At 68.3% G+C, this 15,901-nt stretch carries 14 protein-coding genes (1 of these 14 only partly in view); 8 read left to right on the top strand and 6 right to left on the bottom strand.

Translation table 11 applies throughout. The annotated features are described in order from the left end of the window. Nucleotides 1–13: 13 nt before the first annotated feature. The 3 genes from F0U60_RS50325 to F0U60_RS50315 all read right to left on the bottom strand — a co-directional run bounded on the left by F0U60_RS50325 (nucleotide 14) and on the right by F0U60_RS50315 (nucleotide 3,553). The gene (locus F0U60_RS50325) at nucleotides 14–370 is read right to left on the bottom strand and encodes a PleD family two-component system response regulator (RefSeq protein WP_395811648.1); all 357 of its coding nucleotides are present in this window, start codon (nucleotides 368–370) and stop codon (nucleotides 14–16) included. Then, nucleotides 367–1,899, bottom strand: a complete 1,533-nt coding sequence (locus tag F0U60_RS50320; protein WP_395811646.1) for an RAD55 family ATPase — start codon at nucleotides 1,897–1,899, stop codon at nucleotides 367–369. The genes F0U60_RS50325 and F0U60_RS50320 overlap by 4 nt, the downstream gene beginning before the upstream one ends. 91 nt (nucleotides 1,900–1,990) lie before the next feature. After that, complete coding sequence (locus tag F0U60_RS50315; RefSeq protein ID WP_395811644.1) at nucleotides 1,991–3,553, bottom strand: AMP-binding protein; 1,563 nt, start codon at nucleotides 3,551–3,553, stop codon at nucleotides 1,991–1,993. 96 nt (nucleotides 3,554–3,649) lie between these two features. On the opposite strand from F0U60_RS50315, the gene F0U60_RS50310 reads away from it, so the two are divergent. The 4 genes from F0U60_RS50310 (at nucleotide 3,650) to F0U60_RS50295 (ending at nucleotide 6,100) form a co-directional block, all read left to right on the top strand. Beyond that, entirely contained in the window at nucleotides 3,650–3,865 is a 216-nt protein-coding gene (locus F0U60_RS50310) for a DUF3185 family protein (RefSeq protein ID WP_395811642.1), read from the top strand. A 142-nt stretch (nucleotides 3,866–4,007) separates the two neighbouring features. Beyond that, nucleotides 4,008–5,099 carry a GRAS family protein gene (locus F0U60_RS50305; RefSeq protein ID WP_395811640.1) on the top strand — a complete coding sequence of 364 codons (1,092 nt, stop codon included), beginning with the start codon at nucleotides 4,008–4,010 and terminating at the stop codon, nucleotides 5,097–5,099. Further along, on the top strand, nucleotides 5,096–5,590 hold the full coding sequence (locus F0U60_RS50300; RefSeq protein ID WP_395811638.1) for a CinA family protein: 495 nt from the start codon (nucleotides 5,096–5,098) through the stop codon (nucleotides 5,588–5,590). The genes F0U60_RS50305 and F0U60_RS50300 overlap by 4 nt, the downstream gene beginning before the upstream one ends. Before the next feature lie 120 nt (nucleotides 5,591–5,710). Then, entirely contained in the window at nucleotides 5,711–6,100 is a 390-nt protein-coding gene (locus F0U60_RS50295; protein ID WP_395811636.1) for a hypothetical protein, read from the top strand. Nucleotides 6,101–6,178: 78 nt separating this feature from the next. Here F0U60_RS50295 and F0U60_RS50290 read toward each other — a convergent pair whose 3' ends face one another. From F0U60_RS50290 to F0U60_RS50280, 3 genes are all read right to left on the bottom strand, one after another. Then, nucleotides 6,179–7,750 (bottom strand): S8 family peptidase, encoded by a 1,572-nt coding sequence (locus F0U60_RS50290; protein WP_395811634.1) that lies wholly within the window; start codon nucleotides 7,748–7,750, stop codon nucleotides 6,179–6,181. A 262-nt stretch (nucleotides 7,751–8,012) separates the two neighbouring features. Then, nucleotides 8,013–8,648 (bottom strand): hypothetical protein, encoded by a 636-nt coding sequence (locus F0U60_RS50285; protein ID WP_395825800.1) that lies wholly within the window; start codon nucleotides 8,646–8,648, stop codon nucleotides 8,013–8,015. Further along, the gene (locus F0U60_RS50280; protein ID WP_395811632.1) at nucleotides 8,648–9,535 is read right to left on the bottom strand and encodes a fatty acid desaturase family protein; all 888 of its coding nucleotides are present in this window, start codon (nucleotides 9,533–9,535) and stop codon (nucleotides 8,648–8,650) included. The genes F0U60_RS50285 and F0U60_RS50280 overlap by 1 nt, the downstream gene beginning before the upstream one ends. 179 nt (nucleotides 9,536–9,714) lie before the next feature. Between F0U60_RS50280 and F0U60_RS50275 the strand changes: the two genes are divergently transcribed. The 4 genes from F0U60_RS50275 to F0U60_RS50260 all read left to right on the top strand — a co-directional run. Next, a complete protein-coding gene (locus tag F0U60_RS50275) occupies nucleotides 9,715–12,567 on the top strand; it encodes an FG-GAP-like repeat-containing protein (protein WP_395811630.1) in 2,853 nt (950 codons plus the stop codon). 8 nt (nucleotides 12,568–12,575) lie between these two features. Continuing rightward, nucleotides 12,576–13,349, top strand: a complete 774-nt coding sequence (locus F0U60_RS50270; RefSeq protein ID WP_395811628.1) for a hypothetical protein — start codon at nucleotides 12,576–12,578, stop codon at nucleotides 13,347–13,349. Between the two features lie 79 nt (nucleotides 13,350–13,428). After that, the gene (locus F0U60_RS50265; RefSeq protein WP_395811626.1) at nucleotides 13,429–15,123 is read left to right on the top strand and encodes a GH3 auxin-responsive promoter family protein; all 1,695 of its coding nucleotides are present in this window, start codon (nucleotides 13,429–13,431) and stop codon (nucleotides 15,121–15,123) included. Beyond that, nucleotides 15,120–15,901, top strand: partial view of a Rieske 2Fe-2S domain-containing protein gene (locus tag F0U60_RS50260; RefSeq protein WP_395811624.1) — the 5' portion only. It continues 406 nt past the right edge of the window; only the first 782 of its 1,188 coding nucleotides appear in the window; it begins with the start codon at nucleotides 15,120–15,122; its stop codon lies beyond the right edge, outside the window. The genes F0U60_RS50265 and F0U60_RS50260 overlap by 4 nt, the downstream gene beginning before the upstream one ends.

Below are 15,901 nucleotides of genomic sequence, written 5' to 3'. Positions count from 1 at the left end.
GAGGGAGGGGGCCTCAGTGCCCCTTGTTGAGCTCTGCGGACACGGTGTCCAGCAGGTCATCCAGCTCGAAGGGCTTGGCCAGGAAGCGGCTGCCCTGCAGCTCTGACTTGGACACGCGCCCGGCGCTCATCACCACCACGGGAATGGTGCGCAGGTCCGGGTCCTCCTTGAGCCGGCGCAGCATCTCCTGGCCGTCCATGACGGGCATCATCAAGTCCAACAGGATGAGGTCCGGCCGAGCCTTGCGCGTGTGCTCGAGCCCCTCGGCCCCATTGGCGGCCGTGGCCACCTCGTACCCCTCCACCGAGAGGATGTCCGTGAGGGCCTCCAGGATGGCCACCTCGTCGTCCACGATGAGGAGCTTGCTCATGAGCGGCTCCGTCTCCGGGAGGAGGGCATGCGCCGTTCCACTTTCTTGCGCAGCGAGCGCTTCTGCTTCTTGCGCAGCGGCCGGGCCTGGCCGGTGAGGATGGCCTCGGCGCTCTCGAAGGTCTCGGCCACGTCGATGCCTCGCGTCGAGATGGAGAACTCGCGCAGGGCCGATTCGTAATCGCTCTCGCGCATTTTGAGGATGGACAGCATCCGGTACAGCTGGGATCGCAGCTCCACATACCGGAGGAACACGATGTTGTCGACGATGGCTTCCAGGCCCTCCAGCCTCGCCTCCAGTTGGGGTCCGAAGAAGACGTGGGTCTGCTGGGTCATCAGCGAGGTGACGCCGCGTGCGCGCAGCGCGTTGGTGAGGGCGGTGAGGAAGCCGGGGGTTCGCCGCGGGCCCAGCGTTTCTTGGAGGAGCGGCTCCAACCCATCGAGGACGAGCCGTCGCGCCTTGTGGCGATCCACCAAGACCAGCAGCTCGTGGGCCAGGGCGTCCGGGAGCGCTTCCACGGCTGCACGCGTCTCCACCACCAGAGTGCCCGAGTCCACCCACGGCCGAAGCTCCAGGCCCACGTTCGCTGCCTTCGCGAGCAGCCGGGGGGTCGACTCCATGAAGCCGTAGTAGAGGCCGGGCTCCTCCTGGCGGGCGCCGCTGGCCAGGAAGTGCAGCCCCAGCAGCGTCTTGCCGCTGCCCGGCGAGCCGAACAGCATCGTGGCCGATTGGGGCAGCAGCCCTCCGCCGATCATCTCGTCCAGCCGCGGCACGCCGAAGCCCATCCGCCGCTCGGGGCCCGGCTCCTCCCGAGGCTGTTCGGGATAGAGCGTCTCCAGGCGCGGGTAGACGCAAATCCCGCCGCTGTTGATTTCGAAGGTGTGCTGGCCGATGAGCTGGGCCTCACCGCGCAGCTTCGTCACCTCGACGGTGCGCACCACCTTGAGCCCATGGCGTTGCATCTCCAGGACCATCACCCCGTCCACCATGGCGAACTGGGGCGCCGCGGCGTTCTCCTGCCGGTTGGTGAGCACCAGCGTGGTGCAGCCGGCCAGCGCGTTGTGCACCCCCAACGCGTGGAGGAACTCGCGGAAGTTCAGCTCCGAGCCCGCGCTCTCCTGCACCGCCAGCAGCCCGTCCACCACCAGCACGGACGCCTGGTGCTCGCGCACGGAGCGGTAGAGCAAGCGCGCCAGCCCGTCGAGCCCCTCGCCCTTGAGTGTGGCGTAGCCGCTCACGTAGTGCAGCGACTGGCCGATGACGTCGCGCTGGAAGAAGTCCATGCGGTGCAGGTGCGTCATCATCCGCCCGTGGGACTCGGACAGCATGGTGATGAACACGGCCCGGCCGCCGCCCGCCACGTGCGAGAAGCACAGCTGGTTGCCGAGGATTGTCTTCCCCGTCCCGGGGGCGCCGGTGACCATGTAGGTGCCACCGTGGATCCACCCGCCATTCAAGATGGTGTCCAGGCCCGAGGACCCGGTCGACACCCGGCGAACGGGCTCCTCGGACAGCTCGGCTTCGTTCACGCTCCCCACTCCTCTCGCCCCGAGGACACTAGCGATCCCCGCCCGGCCCCGAGGAGTTTTCCGCTCCGAGTGTCGGAAGGTGCCCGAACGTTCAGGTGACTGTTGGCTTCTGGACGGTGGTGTCGGACTGGAGGCGCTCGCGCAGCACATGCTTTTGAACCTTGCCGAGCGCGTTGCGGGGCAAGGCCTCCACGAAGACGACGCGGCGGGGCTTCTTGAAGCTGGCGAGCCTGTCCTTGCAGAAGTCCACCAGCACCTGGGCCTCGGGCGCGGGAGCGCGGGGGACGATGACAGCCACCACCTGCTCGCCGAAGTCCGGATCCGGCAGGCCGAGCACCGCCACCTCGGCGACGCCAGGGTGGGTGGCGAGCACCTCCTCCACCTCGCGCGGGTAGACGTTGAAGCCGCCGCTGATGATGAGCTCGCGCGCGCGGCCCGTAATATGGAAGTAGCCGTCGGCGTCCCTCAGGCCGAGGTCCCCGGTGCGGAACCAGCCCGCGGGGTCGAAGGCCTCGGTGGTGGCGTCCGGGCGCTGCCAGTAGCCGGCGAAGACGTGGGGGCCCCGGACCTCGATTTCACCCGTCTCTCCGTCCGGCAGCGGCTGGCGGGTGCGCACGTCCACCACGCGCGCCTCCTGGCCAGGGTAGGGCATGCCCACGGTGCCGGGACGCCGCTCGCCCTCGTAGGGGTTGGTGGTGTTCATGAGGGTCTCCGTCATGCCGTAGCGCTCGAGGATGCGCTGGCCGAACGTCTCCTCCACATCGTGGAAGAGCTGGGGGCTGAGCGGAGCGGAGCCGGAGGCGAGCAGCCGGAGGGGACGGGGGCGCACGCCGGTGCGGCGGGCCTCCTCGACGAGCCGGCCGTACATGGTGGGCACGCCGAAGAACATCGTGAGCGAGGCGTCCTCACGCAGGGCGGCGAGCACCTCGGGGGCGGCGAAGCGGCGGCGCAAGTCCACGCTGCCACCGGAGTAGAGCGTGCCGTGGAGGCCCACCATGAGGCCGTGGGTATGGAAGAGAGGAAGGGTGAGCAGGAGCCTGTCGCTCTCCGTCCAGCGCCAGGCCTCGGTGACGGCGCGCACGTTGGCGAGCAGGTTGCGGTGCAGCAGCATGGCGCCTTTGGAGCGGCCGGTGGTGCCAGAGGTGTAGCCGAGCACCGCGAGCTGCTCTCCCTGAGGCAGGGGGAGGGAGGCGGAGGCGTCGCCCTCGGCGAGGAGCGCGTCGAAGTCGACGACGGGCCACGGAACGGGGGCGCCAGGGGGCTCCACGGTGACGAGCCACTCGAGCGAGGGGAGCTGTGGCCTCAAGGGCGCGAGCTCGGCGGCGCCCGCGGCTCCGGTGACGCAGACGCGAGCCCCAGCGTCGGAGAGGATGTGGCTGAGCTCCACCAGGCGGTACTGGGTGTTGACGAGGACGACGACGCCCCCGGCGTACTGAGTGCCCAGGTAGGAGATGACGAAGGCGGGGCTGTTCTCCAAGAAGAGGGCCACGCGCTCCCCGGGCTTCACTCCGCGGCGCTGGAGGGCGCTGGCGAAGGCGGCGACGTGACCGGCGAGCTGGCCGGCGGTGAAGCGCTGCTGCTCGAAGTCCAGGACGGGCCGCCCGGGTTCTTGTCGGGCGCGGGTGAGGAAGGTCTCGAGGAGGGAGGTCGCCATGCGCGCGGAAGCTACCCCCGGGGCGCCCATTCCGCATTAACCTGCGCGCCGTGCCGGGAGGTCCCGGCTCGTCTCAATGCCATCGAGAGGTAAGCCGTGGGGATCGCCCGCATCGTGGGATTCGTTCTCGTCATCGCAGGCACCGTGCTCCTGGTGAGTGCCTACCGCGCCACCGACTCCCTCGCGGAGCGTGCCGTGGAGAAGCTCACCGGGCGCTACACCGAGCGCACCCAGCGTGATCTCCTCATCGGCGGTGGGTGCGTGGCCGGTGGTGTCCTGCTCATCGCCCTGGGCGGACGTCGGCGCCGTTGACCCGCCTGGGTCGGATCGTACCTCTTGCACTTCAACGGTTTTCCGGGAAGACAGTGACACCGGAAATTAACCGGGATGGACGAACTCCGAGGAGAGCGGGGATAATCCTGATCGCTCCTGGAGGGGCTCTGGAGGTCGTGAAGTGCATTCGGAAAAATTCGCATTGTTGTTGCGTGCGTTGGAGGAGCTCCAGGGAGGGCAGGCGTCCGCGGCCCGGCGCGCATTGGCGGCGCTCACACGGATGTTGGACGTCGACGCGGTGGACGAGGACATGCAGTACTTCCTCTTCGCCACGGCGCTGGCGCGGCGGTTGGGAGTCGGCGAGGCGCAGCAGATGAACCTGTACCTGCGGCGCTTCGAGCTGCCGCAGATCTCCCTCTTCAACCTGGTGGCCGAGCGGTTGCCGATGGTGGGCCTGGCCGGGCAGATCGCCAATGATGTGCTGTGCCGTCTGCTCTCGGGCCATGAGGAGGCCACGCTGCTGGACGTGGGGCTGGGCACGGGGCGGCAGGAGGTGGCGCTGCTGCGGACGCTGAAGGCGAGCGGCGCGGCGCCCCGGCGGCTCACCGTGGTGGGCGTGGAGCCGGACACGGACAGCCTGCGGCGAGCGGAAGTCAGCCTCCTGGAGACGGCCCAGGAGCTCGGCATCAAGCTGCGCTTCCGGGGTATCCCCAAGGTCATCGAGGCGCTCGACGCGAGCGACTGGGGCCTGCTGCGCGACTGCCCCGGGCCTCGCGTGGTGCACTCGGCCTTTGCGCTGCACCACATGGCCGCGGGCGTGGACAGACAGGACATCTTCCACCGGCTGCGTGCGGTGGAGCCCACCGCCGTGGTGCTGTGCGAGCCGAACTCGGACCACGTCACCGACTCGCTGTCCCAGCGCTTCCACAACGTCTGGAATCACTTCTCCCACAACTTCGACATGGTGGACGAGCTGGGCCTGCCCGCGCGCGAGCGCAACGGCATCAAGCTCTTCTTCGGCCGCGAGCTGGAGGACATCCTCGGCGTGGTGGACGACTCGCAGCGCTACGAGCGGCACGAGCGGGTGGAGACGTGGGTGGAGCGGCTGAGCAACGCGGGCTTCTCTCCGGCACCGGCTCGGCTGCTCGAGGGCTCCTGGTCCTTCCCGCACCCCACGGTGCACATCCGCCAGGGTCCGGGCTACGTGGGCGTGGGCCACCGGGAGGAGATGCTGGTCCCGGTCATCTGCGCCACCCTGGACACGAGTGCGTGACGCAACCTGAGCTGGAAGAGCGGGCGCGCCGCGTATTGGAGGCCTGCCGGCGCGCGGGCGTACGGCTGGCGTTGGCCGAGGCCAGCACAGGGGGACTCGTGTCCGCGTGCCTGACGGACATCCCCGGCGCCTCCGCCGTGGTGGAGCGTGGCTTTGTCCCGTACTCGAACGAAGCCAAGACAGAGCAGCTCGGCGTGCCAGTGGAGCTGATGGTGGCCCACGGGGCCGTCAGCGAGGAAGTGGCCCGCGCCCTGGCCGAGGGCGCACTGGCGCGCTCTCATGCGGACCTGGGGCTCGGCGAGACAGGCATTGCAGGCCCTTCGGGTGGCTCGGCAGCCAAGCCCGTGGGGCTTGTTTACCTGGCTGTGGCACGCCGCGGGGGCACCGTCCTCCACGAGCGTCACCTCTTCTCGGGCGATCGGACGGAGATCCGTCGGGCTGCTGCGGCGCGCGCCTTGGAGTTGTTACTCTCCGTCTTAGAAAGGGGCTGACTACCTGACACCCTGAGTGGTAGGGCATCTGTCCCAAGGGAGTGCGGTATAGACTTGTACCTCTCCATCTCCCCTTTAACCCCCCGTGCCGTGTTCCCCCAACACGGAAGGAGAGTGGTCGTGTACAGAGTCGATGTCGACAAGCAGCACGCGATCATCGATCTCGTTCTGGACGGCCTGATCCGGCCGGACGAGATGTCGAAGTTCGTCGAGGAGTTGAAGGTGGCGACGCTCGGCCTGGCTGGGCGAAGCATCAAGATCAAGGCGGACATGCGCACCTTCCGTCCCTCCGCGCCGCAGGTGGCGGAGGCGCTTCGGGACGTGCAGCAGTTCGGCATCAACCACGGTGTGCAGCGCGTGGCCGAGATGGTGGAGAGCCAGCTGGCCGTGCTGCAGCTCAACCGCGTGGCGCGCGAGAGCGGGACGGACAAGATTCTCCGCCGCTTCACGGACGACAGCTCGGCGCGGCGCTGGCTCATCTACGGTGAGGAGGAATCGCTGTCGGTGTAGGCCCGGAGCCCGCGTGGGCTCCGGTACCGGGTGTTGCGACCCCGCGGCCCGAGTGGGCGCCACGGGGCACGGGCGTGCTCACTTCGCGAGCAGCTGGGGAATGGCGGCGCGCAGGTTGGGCAGCGGGCCGATCTGCTTCGTTCCAGCGGCCTGCGGCGTGCCGGTGGCGCGCAGCAGCTCACGCAGGGCGCGGGGGTTGATGGGACCCTTGCCGGCGGCGTTGGCAATGCCCTGGAGGTTGGCCACCGTGCCCACCACCATGGGGGCCGCGCTGGAGGTGCCGCCGAAGCTGGCCGTGTACCACCGGTTCTCGGTGGTGGAGGCCAGGTCGCCGTAGCCGAGCGTCACGACGTTCTCGCCCCAGCCATGCACGTCCACGCGGCTGCCGTAGTTACTCCAGCACATGGGCGTGCGGGAGATGGCGCTGCTGGCGCCCACGAAGATGGCGCCCGAGTCTCGCACCGCGCGATTGAAGGCACCGTGATACTCCGGCGCATCCAGGTTCACGCTGCCGTTACCGGCGGCCTCCACCACGTGCACGCCGTTGGCGGTGGCCTGGGCGATGGCGTCGAAGTTGGCCTGCCAGTATTCCAGGGGGATTTCATTGCACTGGCTCACGTTGCAGGCGCAGTTCTTGGTGCTGCGAGGCCCCGGGGCCTGGAGCTGCAGCAGCACGACACCGCCTGGGCCCGCGGCGAGCGCCGCACGGGTGATGGCGCTCGCGATGCTCTGGTTGGCGATGCCCTCGCGTCCCACCTGGGCTCCGTGGGAGACGCCGGTGACGCCGTAGCCGTTGGCCTTGCCCACCATGATTCCCATCACCGCGGTGCCGTGGTTGCGCCAGGCCGTGCTGCCGTACTGAATGCCTCCCTCATGGAAGAAGGGCGGCAGATCCTCATGCGAGCCGTTCCAGGCGCCCTCCACGTCGACGATCTTCACGCCCGTGCCCGTGCCCCCCGGCACCGTCCAGGCGTAGCGCGCGTCGATGCCGTACGGGGCCTGTTCCAGGTAGCCCTGCTGGCTCTCGTACGTCACCGGGGTGGCCGGCACCTCGCCATCCGCGGCGATGCCGAATACGACCGGCTGGGTGGCCGCCTCGGCGTAGGCGATCTCCACGCTGTCGAGCGCGTTGAGCTGCATCACCAGCCCGTTCACCTCACCGGCGAGCGTTCCGGGCCGCAGCGGCACCTCGAAGTACAAATCCAGGTCCGCCATCTCCCTGCCACTGTGCTCCTCGGCGAGGTGCTTGCGCTCGGACAGGGTGAACTCGTCCTCGCGGAAGAGCCGCTGCGGTGGGCCCATGCGCGGGGCGCGCAGCATCAGCTTGAGGGCGATCTCCACATCCGACTGGAGCCGATTCTCGGAGAGGCCGAAGCGCACCATCCGCTGGTGCTCGCCCTGGCTGCGCTCGGAGCCCATCGCCCGGATCATCCCGCCCCGCAGGCGCACCCGAGTGCCCTCCTGGAACTTCACCACCAGGCGCTGCACCGGCGTCTCCGGGTCGAGCTCGGGGCTGGTGGGCTTCACGGTGGACAGCCGCGGCTCTAGCACCTTGATGCCGCTGGCCTGCACGGCGGGAGCCGCCATGAGGCACAAGCCCATCATCAAGGTACGAGTCACGCGGGATTTGAGAGAAGTGGCCTTCATCATCCGTCCTTCCTACAGAGTGGAGGGGGAGGTACGGCCGTGACGACGGGCTACGGGTGGGGGATGCCCGGAGCCTCCCCACTGCCGTCACGTCACAAGTCTGCCACACGGGTTTGACCCCTCTGGGCGGACCCTCATGTTACTAGAAAATTACATTATTGTCATCATTAGCCTGCATTCTGGATTAAGGGAATAAGGCCCCGAAATCCAGCTTTGCCGTGTTGGACGGCTGTTCCAGGTCTTCAGTTCCCGAGAAGAACAGCTTCTAGTTGCCGACTCCGAGGCCCACCGCGAGCAGCACGCCCAGGCCTGCGTACAGGGGGATGTTGCAGGCGAAGGTGATGCGGTTGATGCGGCGGAAGCGGGCCTGCTCCTCGTCGGCGAACCAGATGCCATCTTCACCCACGGTGTGTCCCTCCACGGCCTGGAAGAAGAGTGTGGCGTAGAGGACTTCGATGAAGAGGCTCACCAGGACGAGGGCGATGAGCGACAACGCCCACACGTCCATGTGCGAGAGCGGACCCTCCTGGTGGAGCCAGTAGCCGGAGAGGCCACCGAGCACGAGGAGGATGCACAGCACGTCGTGGGCGATGCCGTAGGGAGGCCGCCAGTTGTGGGAGATGTAGAGCATGTAGAGCTCGGCCACGCCGCGCACCCACATGAAGGCGCCGAAGCTTCCGAGCACCCCGCGCAGGTACGGACTCACGGCGGAGTCGAGCGCAACGAGGGGGCAGAGGAGGAACCAGAGGAAGACGGCGTAGAGGAGCCAGGCGAGCTTGGGCGGGGAGATGCGACCGCCGCGGGAGCGCTGCACGTTCTGCTTTCGCCAGAAGAGGACGCCGAGCAGCACGGACAGGCCCAGCAGGGCGAGGATGAGGACGCGGGAGAGCGGGGAGAGCATCAAGGACGACGCGGGCGGGGGTAGAGCGCAGGGTAGCGCAGCAGGTACCAGGCGCGCAGACGGGGCAGGTGGTGCAGGGACACCTGGGGATGCAGGTGGTGCACCACGTGACAGCCCACGTTGAGCGGAGCGGTGAGGAGCCGGCCCACGAGGCCCAGCCCATGGTCCGACGTGCAGGCGAGCACGTCGTGCAGGGTACGCCCCTGGACCGAGCGGGGCGTGTGCTCCGCGAGCAGTCGCCACGCACAGAGCCCCGAGGCGATCAGGAAGGGCAGCCCGTAGCCGAGACCCACCGCCGTGGGCCAGCGCAGGGCGGCTGCGAGCACGACGAGGTGGAAGAGGACCTGGCCGGCTTCGGCGCGGGCGCAGGCGAGCACCTCGGCGTCGTGGGTGAGGTCCTTCCCGGAACGATCCTGGAGGAAGAGCCGCGCATAGGGGGTGCGCAGTGGAGGCAGCAGCCACGCGAGCAACCCGAGCGGTCCGCGCAGTACCCAGAAGGGGAGGATGGGGCAGACGCGGAACCACACGAGCAGCTGGCGCCAGGGGCTCGCGGGAGGACGACGGTAGGGGTCGCTCGGCAGGCCCGCGTCGCGGTGGTGGCGCAGGTGGTGGTAGCGCATGGCCTCGAGCGTGGTGGCGACGGGGTAGCCAGTGAAGAGCTCCAGCAACCGGAGGCCAGGGCCCTTGTGGCGCCAGGGCAGGTGGATGGCGTCATGGAGAATGACGCCGAGCGCGTGCAGCCGGCCGGCGACGAGCAGCGCGAGCAGCGGAGCCATCTTGGGCACCAGGCTCATGCCCACCCAGCACAGGCCTATCCACCCCCACTGCGCGACGGCGAGTCGAGCCAGGCCCGGCAGGCTGGCGCGCGCGAGCAGCTCCTTCGGCACAGGATCGCGAAGGGAGAGGGTGTGCTCGGAGTTTGCAACCGGGGCCGCGCAAGAGGAGAGAGACCTGGACATCAGCGAGATGGTGGGCAGGCATCCGGGGGGACATGCAAGCCCCCCACCCGTCCTGGACAGGGGAGCGGGGGCGCGGCACTCTCGGCGCGCGCTCGGAGGCGCATCCCATGAAAGCAGAGCAGGCGATGACACACCCGGTGCCCGTGGGCAACGTGGTGCAGAGGGGACCCCGTGTCGAGCGCTGGGGCTGGGTGTGGCCCCGGTGGAGCGATCCTCGCATCCCCTTCGCCGCCATCCTCACGCTCTACGGGGTGCTGGGCTTCTCCTTCTTCGGCTTCAACCGCAGTCCGTGGCAGATGGCGGCCATCGTTGTCAGCGGCAGCGTGCTGGACGCGGGGCTGGGGTGGCTGCTGCGTCGCGAGAAGGTGGTGCCCCTGAGCGGCTACATCTCGTGCTGCTCGCTGGCATTGCTGCTCAACTACTCGCACTCGAGCTGGCTGTTGCTGCTGCCGGTGTGGCTCACCATCGGCTCCAAGTACGTGCTCACCTTCGAGGGCCGCCACGTCTTCAACCCGTCCATGTTCGGCGTGGCCACCTCACTGCTCTTCACCCGCGAGCTCATCACCGCCGCGCCGGCCTACCAGTGGGCCAACGGGGAGATCGCCCTGTCAGCCTTCATCGTCATGGCGGCGCTGGTGCTCTTCTTCTTCCGCGTGGGCCGCACGTGGCTGGTGCTGAGCTTCCTCTTCTTCTACGCGCTGCAGACGGCCCTGCGCGCGTACATCCTGCGCTACCACCTGCCGCCCGAGGTGCTCTTCTTGGGCACGCTGGGAGCGCCGGCCTTCTTCATCTTCACCTTCTACATGATTACGGACCCTGGCACGTCGCCGGGGACGCCGAAGGCACAGGTGCTGCTTGCGCTCGCCCTCACGCTGGTGGACCTGGTGCTCCACCTGAAGGAGAGCGTCTTCACCTTCTTCTACGCGGCGCTCACGTGCGCCACGGCGCGCTTTCTCTTCCTGCACGGGCGCGCCCTGTGGAAGCGCGGGCCTCGCGCGTATGTGGCGGGCCTGTTGTCGCCGGGGCCGCTGAAGCGCCTGGCGGCGGTGGGAGGACTTGGGGCCGTGCTGGCTGGGGGCTACTTCCTTGTCGTGGCGCCCACGGTGATGTCCCGGCCGCTGCCCTTCCGCATGGAGCGAATGGAGGCCGCGCACTCGGGGCTCGGCTCCACCATGGGGGATGTGCTGACGCACGTGGACCCGCGCGTGCTGCACGTGTCCAAGTGGGTGCTGAGCGTGGGCGACGCGGTGGCCACCGGGGACTTCGATGGCGACGGGATGCTGGACCTCTTCCTCGCGAACGCGCTCAAGTCAGACGCGTACCGTGCCGCGCTCTACCGCAACCTGGGCGACCTCTGCTTCGAGCGCGTGAAGGTGCCCGCGCTGGAGCACATCGCCGCGAACTACACCACCGAGGGCGCTGCCGCCGGAGGCACCTTCGTGGACTACGACGGCGATGGGGACCAGGACCTGGCCATCGCCGTGGCCTTCGGACCCTCGAAGCTGCTGCGCAACCAGCTGCGCGAGACGGGCACGGCCTCCTTCGAGGACGTCACCACCCAGGCGGGGGTGGGGGACCACTCGGTGAGCATCGCCGTGACGATGCTCGACTTCGATCGTGACGGGCACCTGGACCTCTTCGTGGCCAATGCGCTGACCACACACCTGCCGGACTACACCACGCCCACGCCGTTCAACTTCTTCCGGCTGCCGCCGCCCGAGTATCCCGGGGACCGGCGCATGCTCCGCTTCATGCACAACGGCTGGCACGACGCCGACAACGGCGGCCTCAACGTGCTCTACCGCGCTCGAGGGGATGGCACCTTCGAAAAGCTGGACTCCGTGGCGATGGGGCTGAAGGAGACACGGTGGTCGCTCGCCGTCAGCACCGTGGACCTGAACCAGGACGGCTGGACGGATCTCTACATCGCCAACGACTTTGGCCCGGACGAGGTCTACCTCAACGAGCAGGGCAAGCACTTCCGCCGCGTGGTGGGGAAGCTCTTTGGGGAGATTGGGAAAGACACATACAAGGGGATGAACGCCAGCGTGGCGGACTTCGATCGCAACGGGTGGCTGGATGTCTATGTCTCCAACGTGCACCACTCGTTGCAGGCGGAAGGCAGCCTCTTGTGGATGGTGTCGCGAGGCGAGGAGCCGTTCGTCCCCGAGTTCAAGGACGAGGCCACTTTCCGCGGCGCGCTCAACGAGCGGCGCTTCGGATGGGGCGCGGCGGCGGGGGACCTGGACAACGACGGGTGGCCGGACATCCTGCAGGCCAATGGCCACATCGATGACCGGTTGGATCACCTGTACGACTCAGGCCGCAAGGACTACTGGTACGTCAACCACAAGCTGATGCAGTCCGGTCCGGAGGTGCACACCTACGCGGACAAGTGGGGCGACATTCGGGGGCGCACGGTCTACCCGAACGAGGCACGGCGCGCGTATCTGAACCTCGGAGACGAGGACCCCGGTCACTTCGTGGACGTGGCGAAGGAACTGGGCCTGGACGAGCCCGACAACTCGCGAGGCGTGCTGCTGGCGGACCTGGACAATGATGGGGACCTGGATGCGGTCATCACCAACCAGCACGGGCCTGTGTCCGTCTACCGCAACTCGCTGCGCGAAGGGGCGGGCCGGGACGCGGCGCACTTCGTAGGCCTCTCGCTCGTGGGGGACGGGCAGCACACGGCCCGGAGCGCGGTGGGCACGCGCGTCGTCGTGTCCTACGAGGAGGGGGGGCGGCGTGAGGAGCAGGTGCAAGAGGTGGGGCTGATGGGGGGACTGAGCGCCTCGGCGGATCCGCGCCTGCACTTCGGGCTCGGTCGCCACGCGGGTCCCGTGACGGCCACGCTCCACTGGTACGGAGGCGAGGTTCAGACCGTGCAGCTCGAGGCCGATCGCTACCACGTCATCCGGCAGGGCGCCGTCACGGCGGGCCTGCAGGGCAGCCACTAGGGACGCCGATGTTCTCCGCACTAAAGGGGGCCACCGTCCCGTGCGAGTCGCTCACCGAGCACCAGCGGGCGCAGATGCTCGCATTGATGCAGGTGTGCTACGCGGGCGTCAGCGCCGAGCGCTTCACGAGGGACCTGGCCGAGAAACAGTATGTGATTCTCCTGTCCGCGAGGCGTACGGGCGAGCTGGTGGGCTTCAGCACCTTACGCGTCGCCGAGGAGCAGGTGGGGGGCCGAGCGGTGGAGGTCGTCTTCTCGGGCGACACGGTCATCCACCCGGACTACTGGGGACAGAAGGAGCTGCAGGTGCGTTTCGGGCGCTTCATGCTCGCGCGCAAGCTGCGCCGTCCACTGCGCCCACTGCTGTGGCTGCTGCTGAGCGCGGGCTACAAGACGTACCTGCTGGCGGTGAACCACTTCCCGCGCACCGTGCCGCGCCACGATTGGGAGGCGCCATCGGAGCGCGTGTCGTTCCTGCGTGCACTGGCCGAGCGCTGGTTTGGGGAGCAGTACGACGCGGAGCGTGGGACGGTACGCTTCACGGGCGCGCACTACCGGGTGAGGGACGGGGTGTCGCCGATCGACCGGAAGGCAGCGGCGCATGCAGACATCGCCTTCTTCGCGATGAGCAATCCTGGGCACGTGGATGGGGAGGAGCTGGTGTGCCTGGCGGAGATTCGCGCGAGGGACCTGATAGGGGCCCTGATGGAGCTGACGATGAAGCAGCTGCGCATATGGACGCGCCGGGGCCTGAAGCTGATCGGTGTAAGGGCGGGGGCATGAAGTGGAAGCCGGTTGTCGTCCCCCCTCTCCCTTCGGGAGAGGGCCGGGGTGAGGGTATCGAGCACCCCAGATTGAACCCATGCTGACCTCGCGCCGGATGCTGTCGGGCCTGATGGCGGCCCAAGCCCCCTCGGCGCTCCTGTTCCACCGAGCGCTCCATCATCCCGCTCAAGCCCAGGCCGAGAGCCTGTCACGGATTCTCCAGGCCACGAGGGACACCACGCAGGCCACGAGGGCTCAAGGCTTCTCCCTCATCCGCACCGCACGAGAGTTCCAGGACGCCGTGCCAGTCTCCACGCCGGACTTGGTGCTCGGGGACATCGAGGCACTCAAGGGGGGCGCGCCACGTGTTCTCACCCGAGAGCCGGTGGTCCGCTTCGAGCTCTCGGGAGGTTCCTCTGGGGCGTCCAAGTACGTCCCCGTGACCCGAGGGCTGCTAAACGAGTTTCACCGAGCGCTCGCGCCCATGCTGTTCGACCTGCTGCACTCGCGTCGCGCAGTCCGCGAGGGGCCGAGCTACTGGTCCATCTCGCCCATTGGGCGCAAGAAGGGGCGCACTGCGGGGGGCATTCCCGTGGGCAGCGTGGAGGACTCGGCGTACTTTCCGCGGTTTCTGCAACCGTTGCTCTCGTGTGTATTTGCCGTGCCGGGCGCAGTGGCGCACCTGCCCGATGTCGAGTCATGCCGGTATGTGACGCTGTGGTTCCTTGTGGCGTGTGAGGACCTCGCGCTGCTGAGCGTGTGGAACCCGAGCTTCCTCACGTTGCTAATGGATGCCCTGGAGCGGCATGGGGAACGGCTGGCGGAGGACTTGGAGCGCGGGGTGTGCCGACCTCCCGTAGACCCTCACCCCGACCCTCTCCCAGGGGGAGAGGGAGGAGTAGACGCGGTGCTCGCACGGATGCGGTTTACCCCCCAACCCGGGCGCGCTCGCTTGCTTCGCGAGGTGCTTCGTTCTGGGTTTCAGGGACGTGCGCTATGGCCCCGGCTCGCACTGCTCAGCATGTGGACCGATGCCCAGGCTGCTCACTCTGTCGCTCCCGCGTACCGACGCTTCCAGGGAGTCGAGGTCCAGGGCAAGGGGCTGCTCGCCACCGAGGGTGTCGTCACGCTACCCCTCTTCGGAGCCCCCGCGCCCGTGCTCGCCGTTCGGAGCCACTTCTTCGAGTTCCTCGACCCCGAGCACCCCGAGGCGCGCCCCCTGCTTGCCCAGGAGCTCGAGGTGGGGCGCACCTACTCCGTGCTCCTGTCCACCTCGGGTGGCCTGTTGCGCTACAGCATTGGAGACCTCGTCCGCGTTGAGGGCTTCCACCACGCCACGCCCTGTCTGCGTTTCATGGGCCGAGCCGATGCCGTGAGCGACCTTGTTGGCGAGAAGCTCGCTGCGACTCGCGTCTCCACCGTGCTCGAGTCGCTGTTGCCCGGGGAGCTCGGAGGCCAGCGTCCTTCCTTCGCGATGGTGGCTCCCGAGTGGGAAGCCCACGCTCCGCCGGCCTACCGGCTCTTCCTCGAGACTGACGCGAGCGACGCGCGGCTCGAGGAGGCTGCCCACGCCCTTGAGCGCGCCCTCTGCGAGGGCTTCCACTATCGGTATGCCCGTGAGCTCGGCCAGCTCGGGCCCGTGCGCGCCATCCGTGTCACCGAGGGCACTCGCGGCTACGAGGCCCGCTGCATTGCGCTCGGTCAGCGTGCCGGGGACATCAAGCCGATGGACCTTCATCGCCAGGCAGGCTGGACCGCCTGGTTCTCCCAGCGAGGAACGAAGCACCCATGAGGAACCCCAACGACGCCCAGAACCTCGCGCTTGTCACGACGCCCGCCGTGGACCTCGAGGCCGAGGCGGACCTCACCCGCTGCGGTGCCCTCAAGGACTTCTGGTACGTGGCCTGCCTCTCCACCGAGCTCACTCCAGGCAAGCCGTTGGCGCGCACCCTCTTTGGGACGAATGTCGTCCTCTTCCGCGACGAGCACGGCCGGCCCGTGGCCCTGCGCGACCGCTGCCTGCATCGCAACGCGCGCCTGTCCGCCGGAGCCGTCTTTCATGGCCGCATTGGCTGCCCGTACCACGGCTGGGTGTATGACGCCTCGGGAGCGGTGGTGGAGGTGCCCTCGCTCGGACCCAAGCAGTGTGGCGAGGCGCTTGATGCACGAGGCCACGCGAGCGCAGGGCTCCAGGTACGCCCGTGTGACCTCGGGAAGCTGCAGCGCTTCGACACGCTGGAGCAGGACGGGCTCGTCTTCATTTTTATGGGAGGGGACGCAAAGCGAGCGCGCCGGCCGGCCTTCCGAGTGCCGTACTGGGATGACCCGAAGTGGACCGTGTACTTCATGGTGACGCGCTTTCCCAACGGGGTGACCAACCTTGTCGAGAACTTCATGGACGTGCCGCACACCGTCTTCGTCCACGAGGGCTGGTTTCGCCGCGTGGCAAGCAAGCGGGTGCCCGCGACGGTGAAGCGCTCTGAGGGAAGCGTGCTCGTCACCTACAAACAGGGGGAGGACACCGTGATGGGACTGGGCCGCATCTTCAACCCGGGAGGGGAGGCCATGGT

Origin of the sequence: Archangium minus (assembly GCF_044360475.1) — a bacterium.
In the GTDB taxonomy this organism is placed as follows: Bacteria; Myxococcota; Myxococcia; order Myxococcales; family Myxococcaceae; genus Archangium; species Archangium minus.
This window is presented reverse-complemented; position numbering and strand designations above follow the sequence as displayed.

Excerpts from the sequence above, each read along its gene's own strand:
- F0U60_RS50325 (WP_395811648.1), bottom strand. The coding sequence starts at position 370 with ATGAGCAAGCTCCTCATCGTGGACGACGAGGTGGCCATCCTGGAGGCC.
- F0U60_RS50315 (WP_395811644.1), bottom strand. The coding sequence starts at position 3,553 with ATGGCGACCTCCCTCCTCGAGACCTTCCTCACCCGCGCCCGACAAGAA.
- F0U60_RS50290 (WP_395811634.1), bottom strand. The coding sequence starts at position 7,750 with ATGATGAAGGCCACTTCTCTCAAATCCCGCGTGACTCGTACCTTGATG.
- F0U60_RS50285 (WP_395825800.1), bottom strand. The coding sequence starts at position 8,648 with ATGCTCTCCCCGCTCTCCCGCGTCCTCATCCTCGCCCTGCTGGGCCTG.
- F0U60_RS50275 (WP_395811630.1), top strand. The coding sequence starts at position 9,715 with ATGAAAGCAGAGCAGGCGATGACACACCCGGTGCCCGTGGGCAACGTG.
- F0U60_RS50270 (WP_395811628.1), top strand. The coding sequence starts at position 12,576 with ATGTTCTCCGCACTAAAGGGGGCCACCGTCCCGTGCGAGTCGCTCACC.
- F0U60_RS50265 (WP_395811626.1), top strand. The coding sequence starts at position 13,429 with ATGCTGACCTCGCGCCGGATGCTGTCGGGCCTGATGGCGGCCCAAGCC.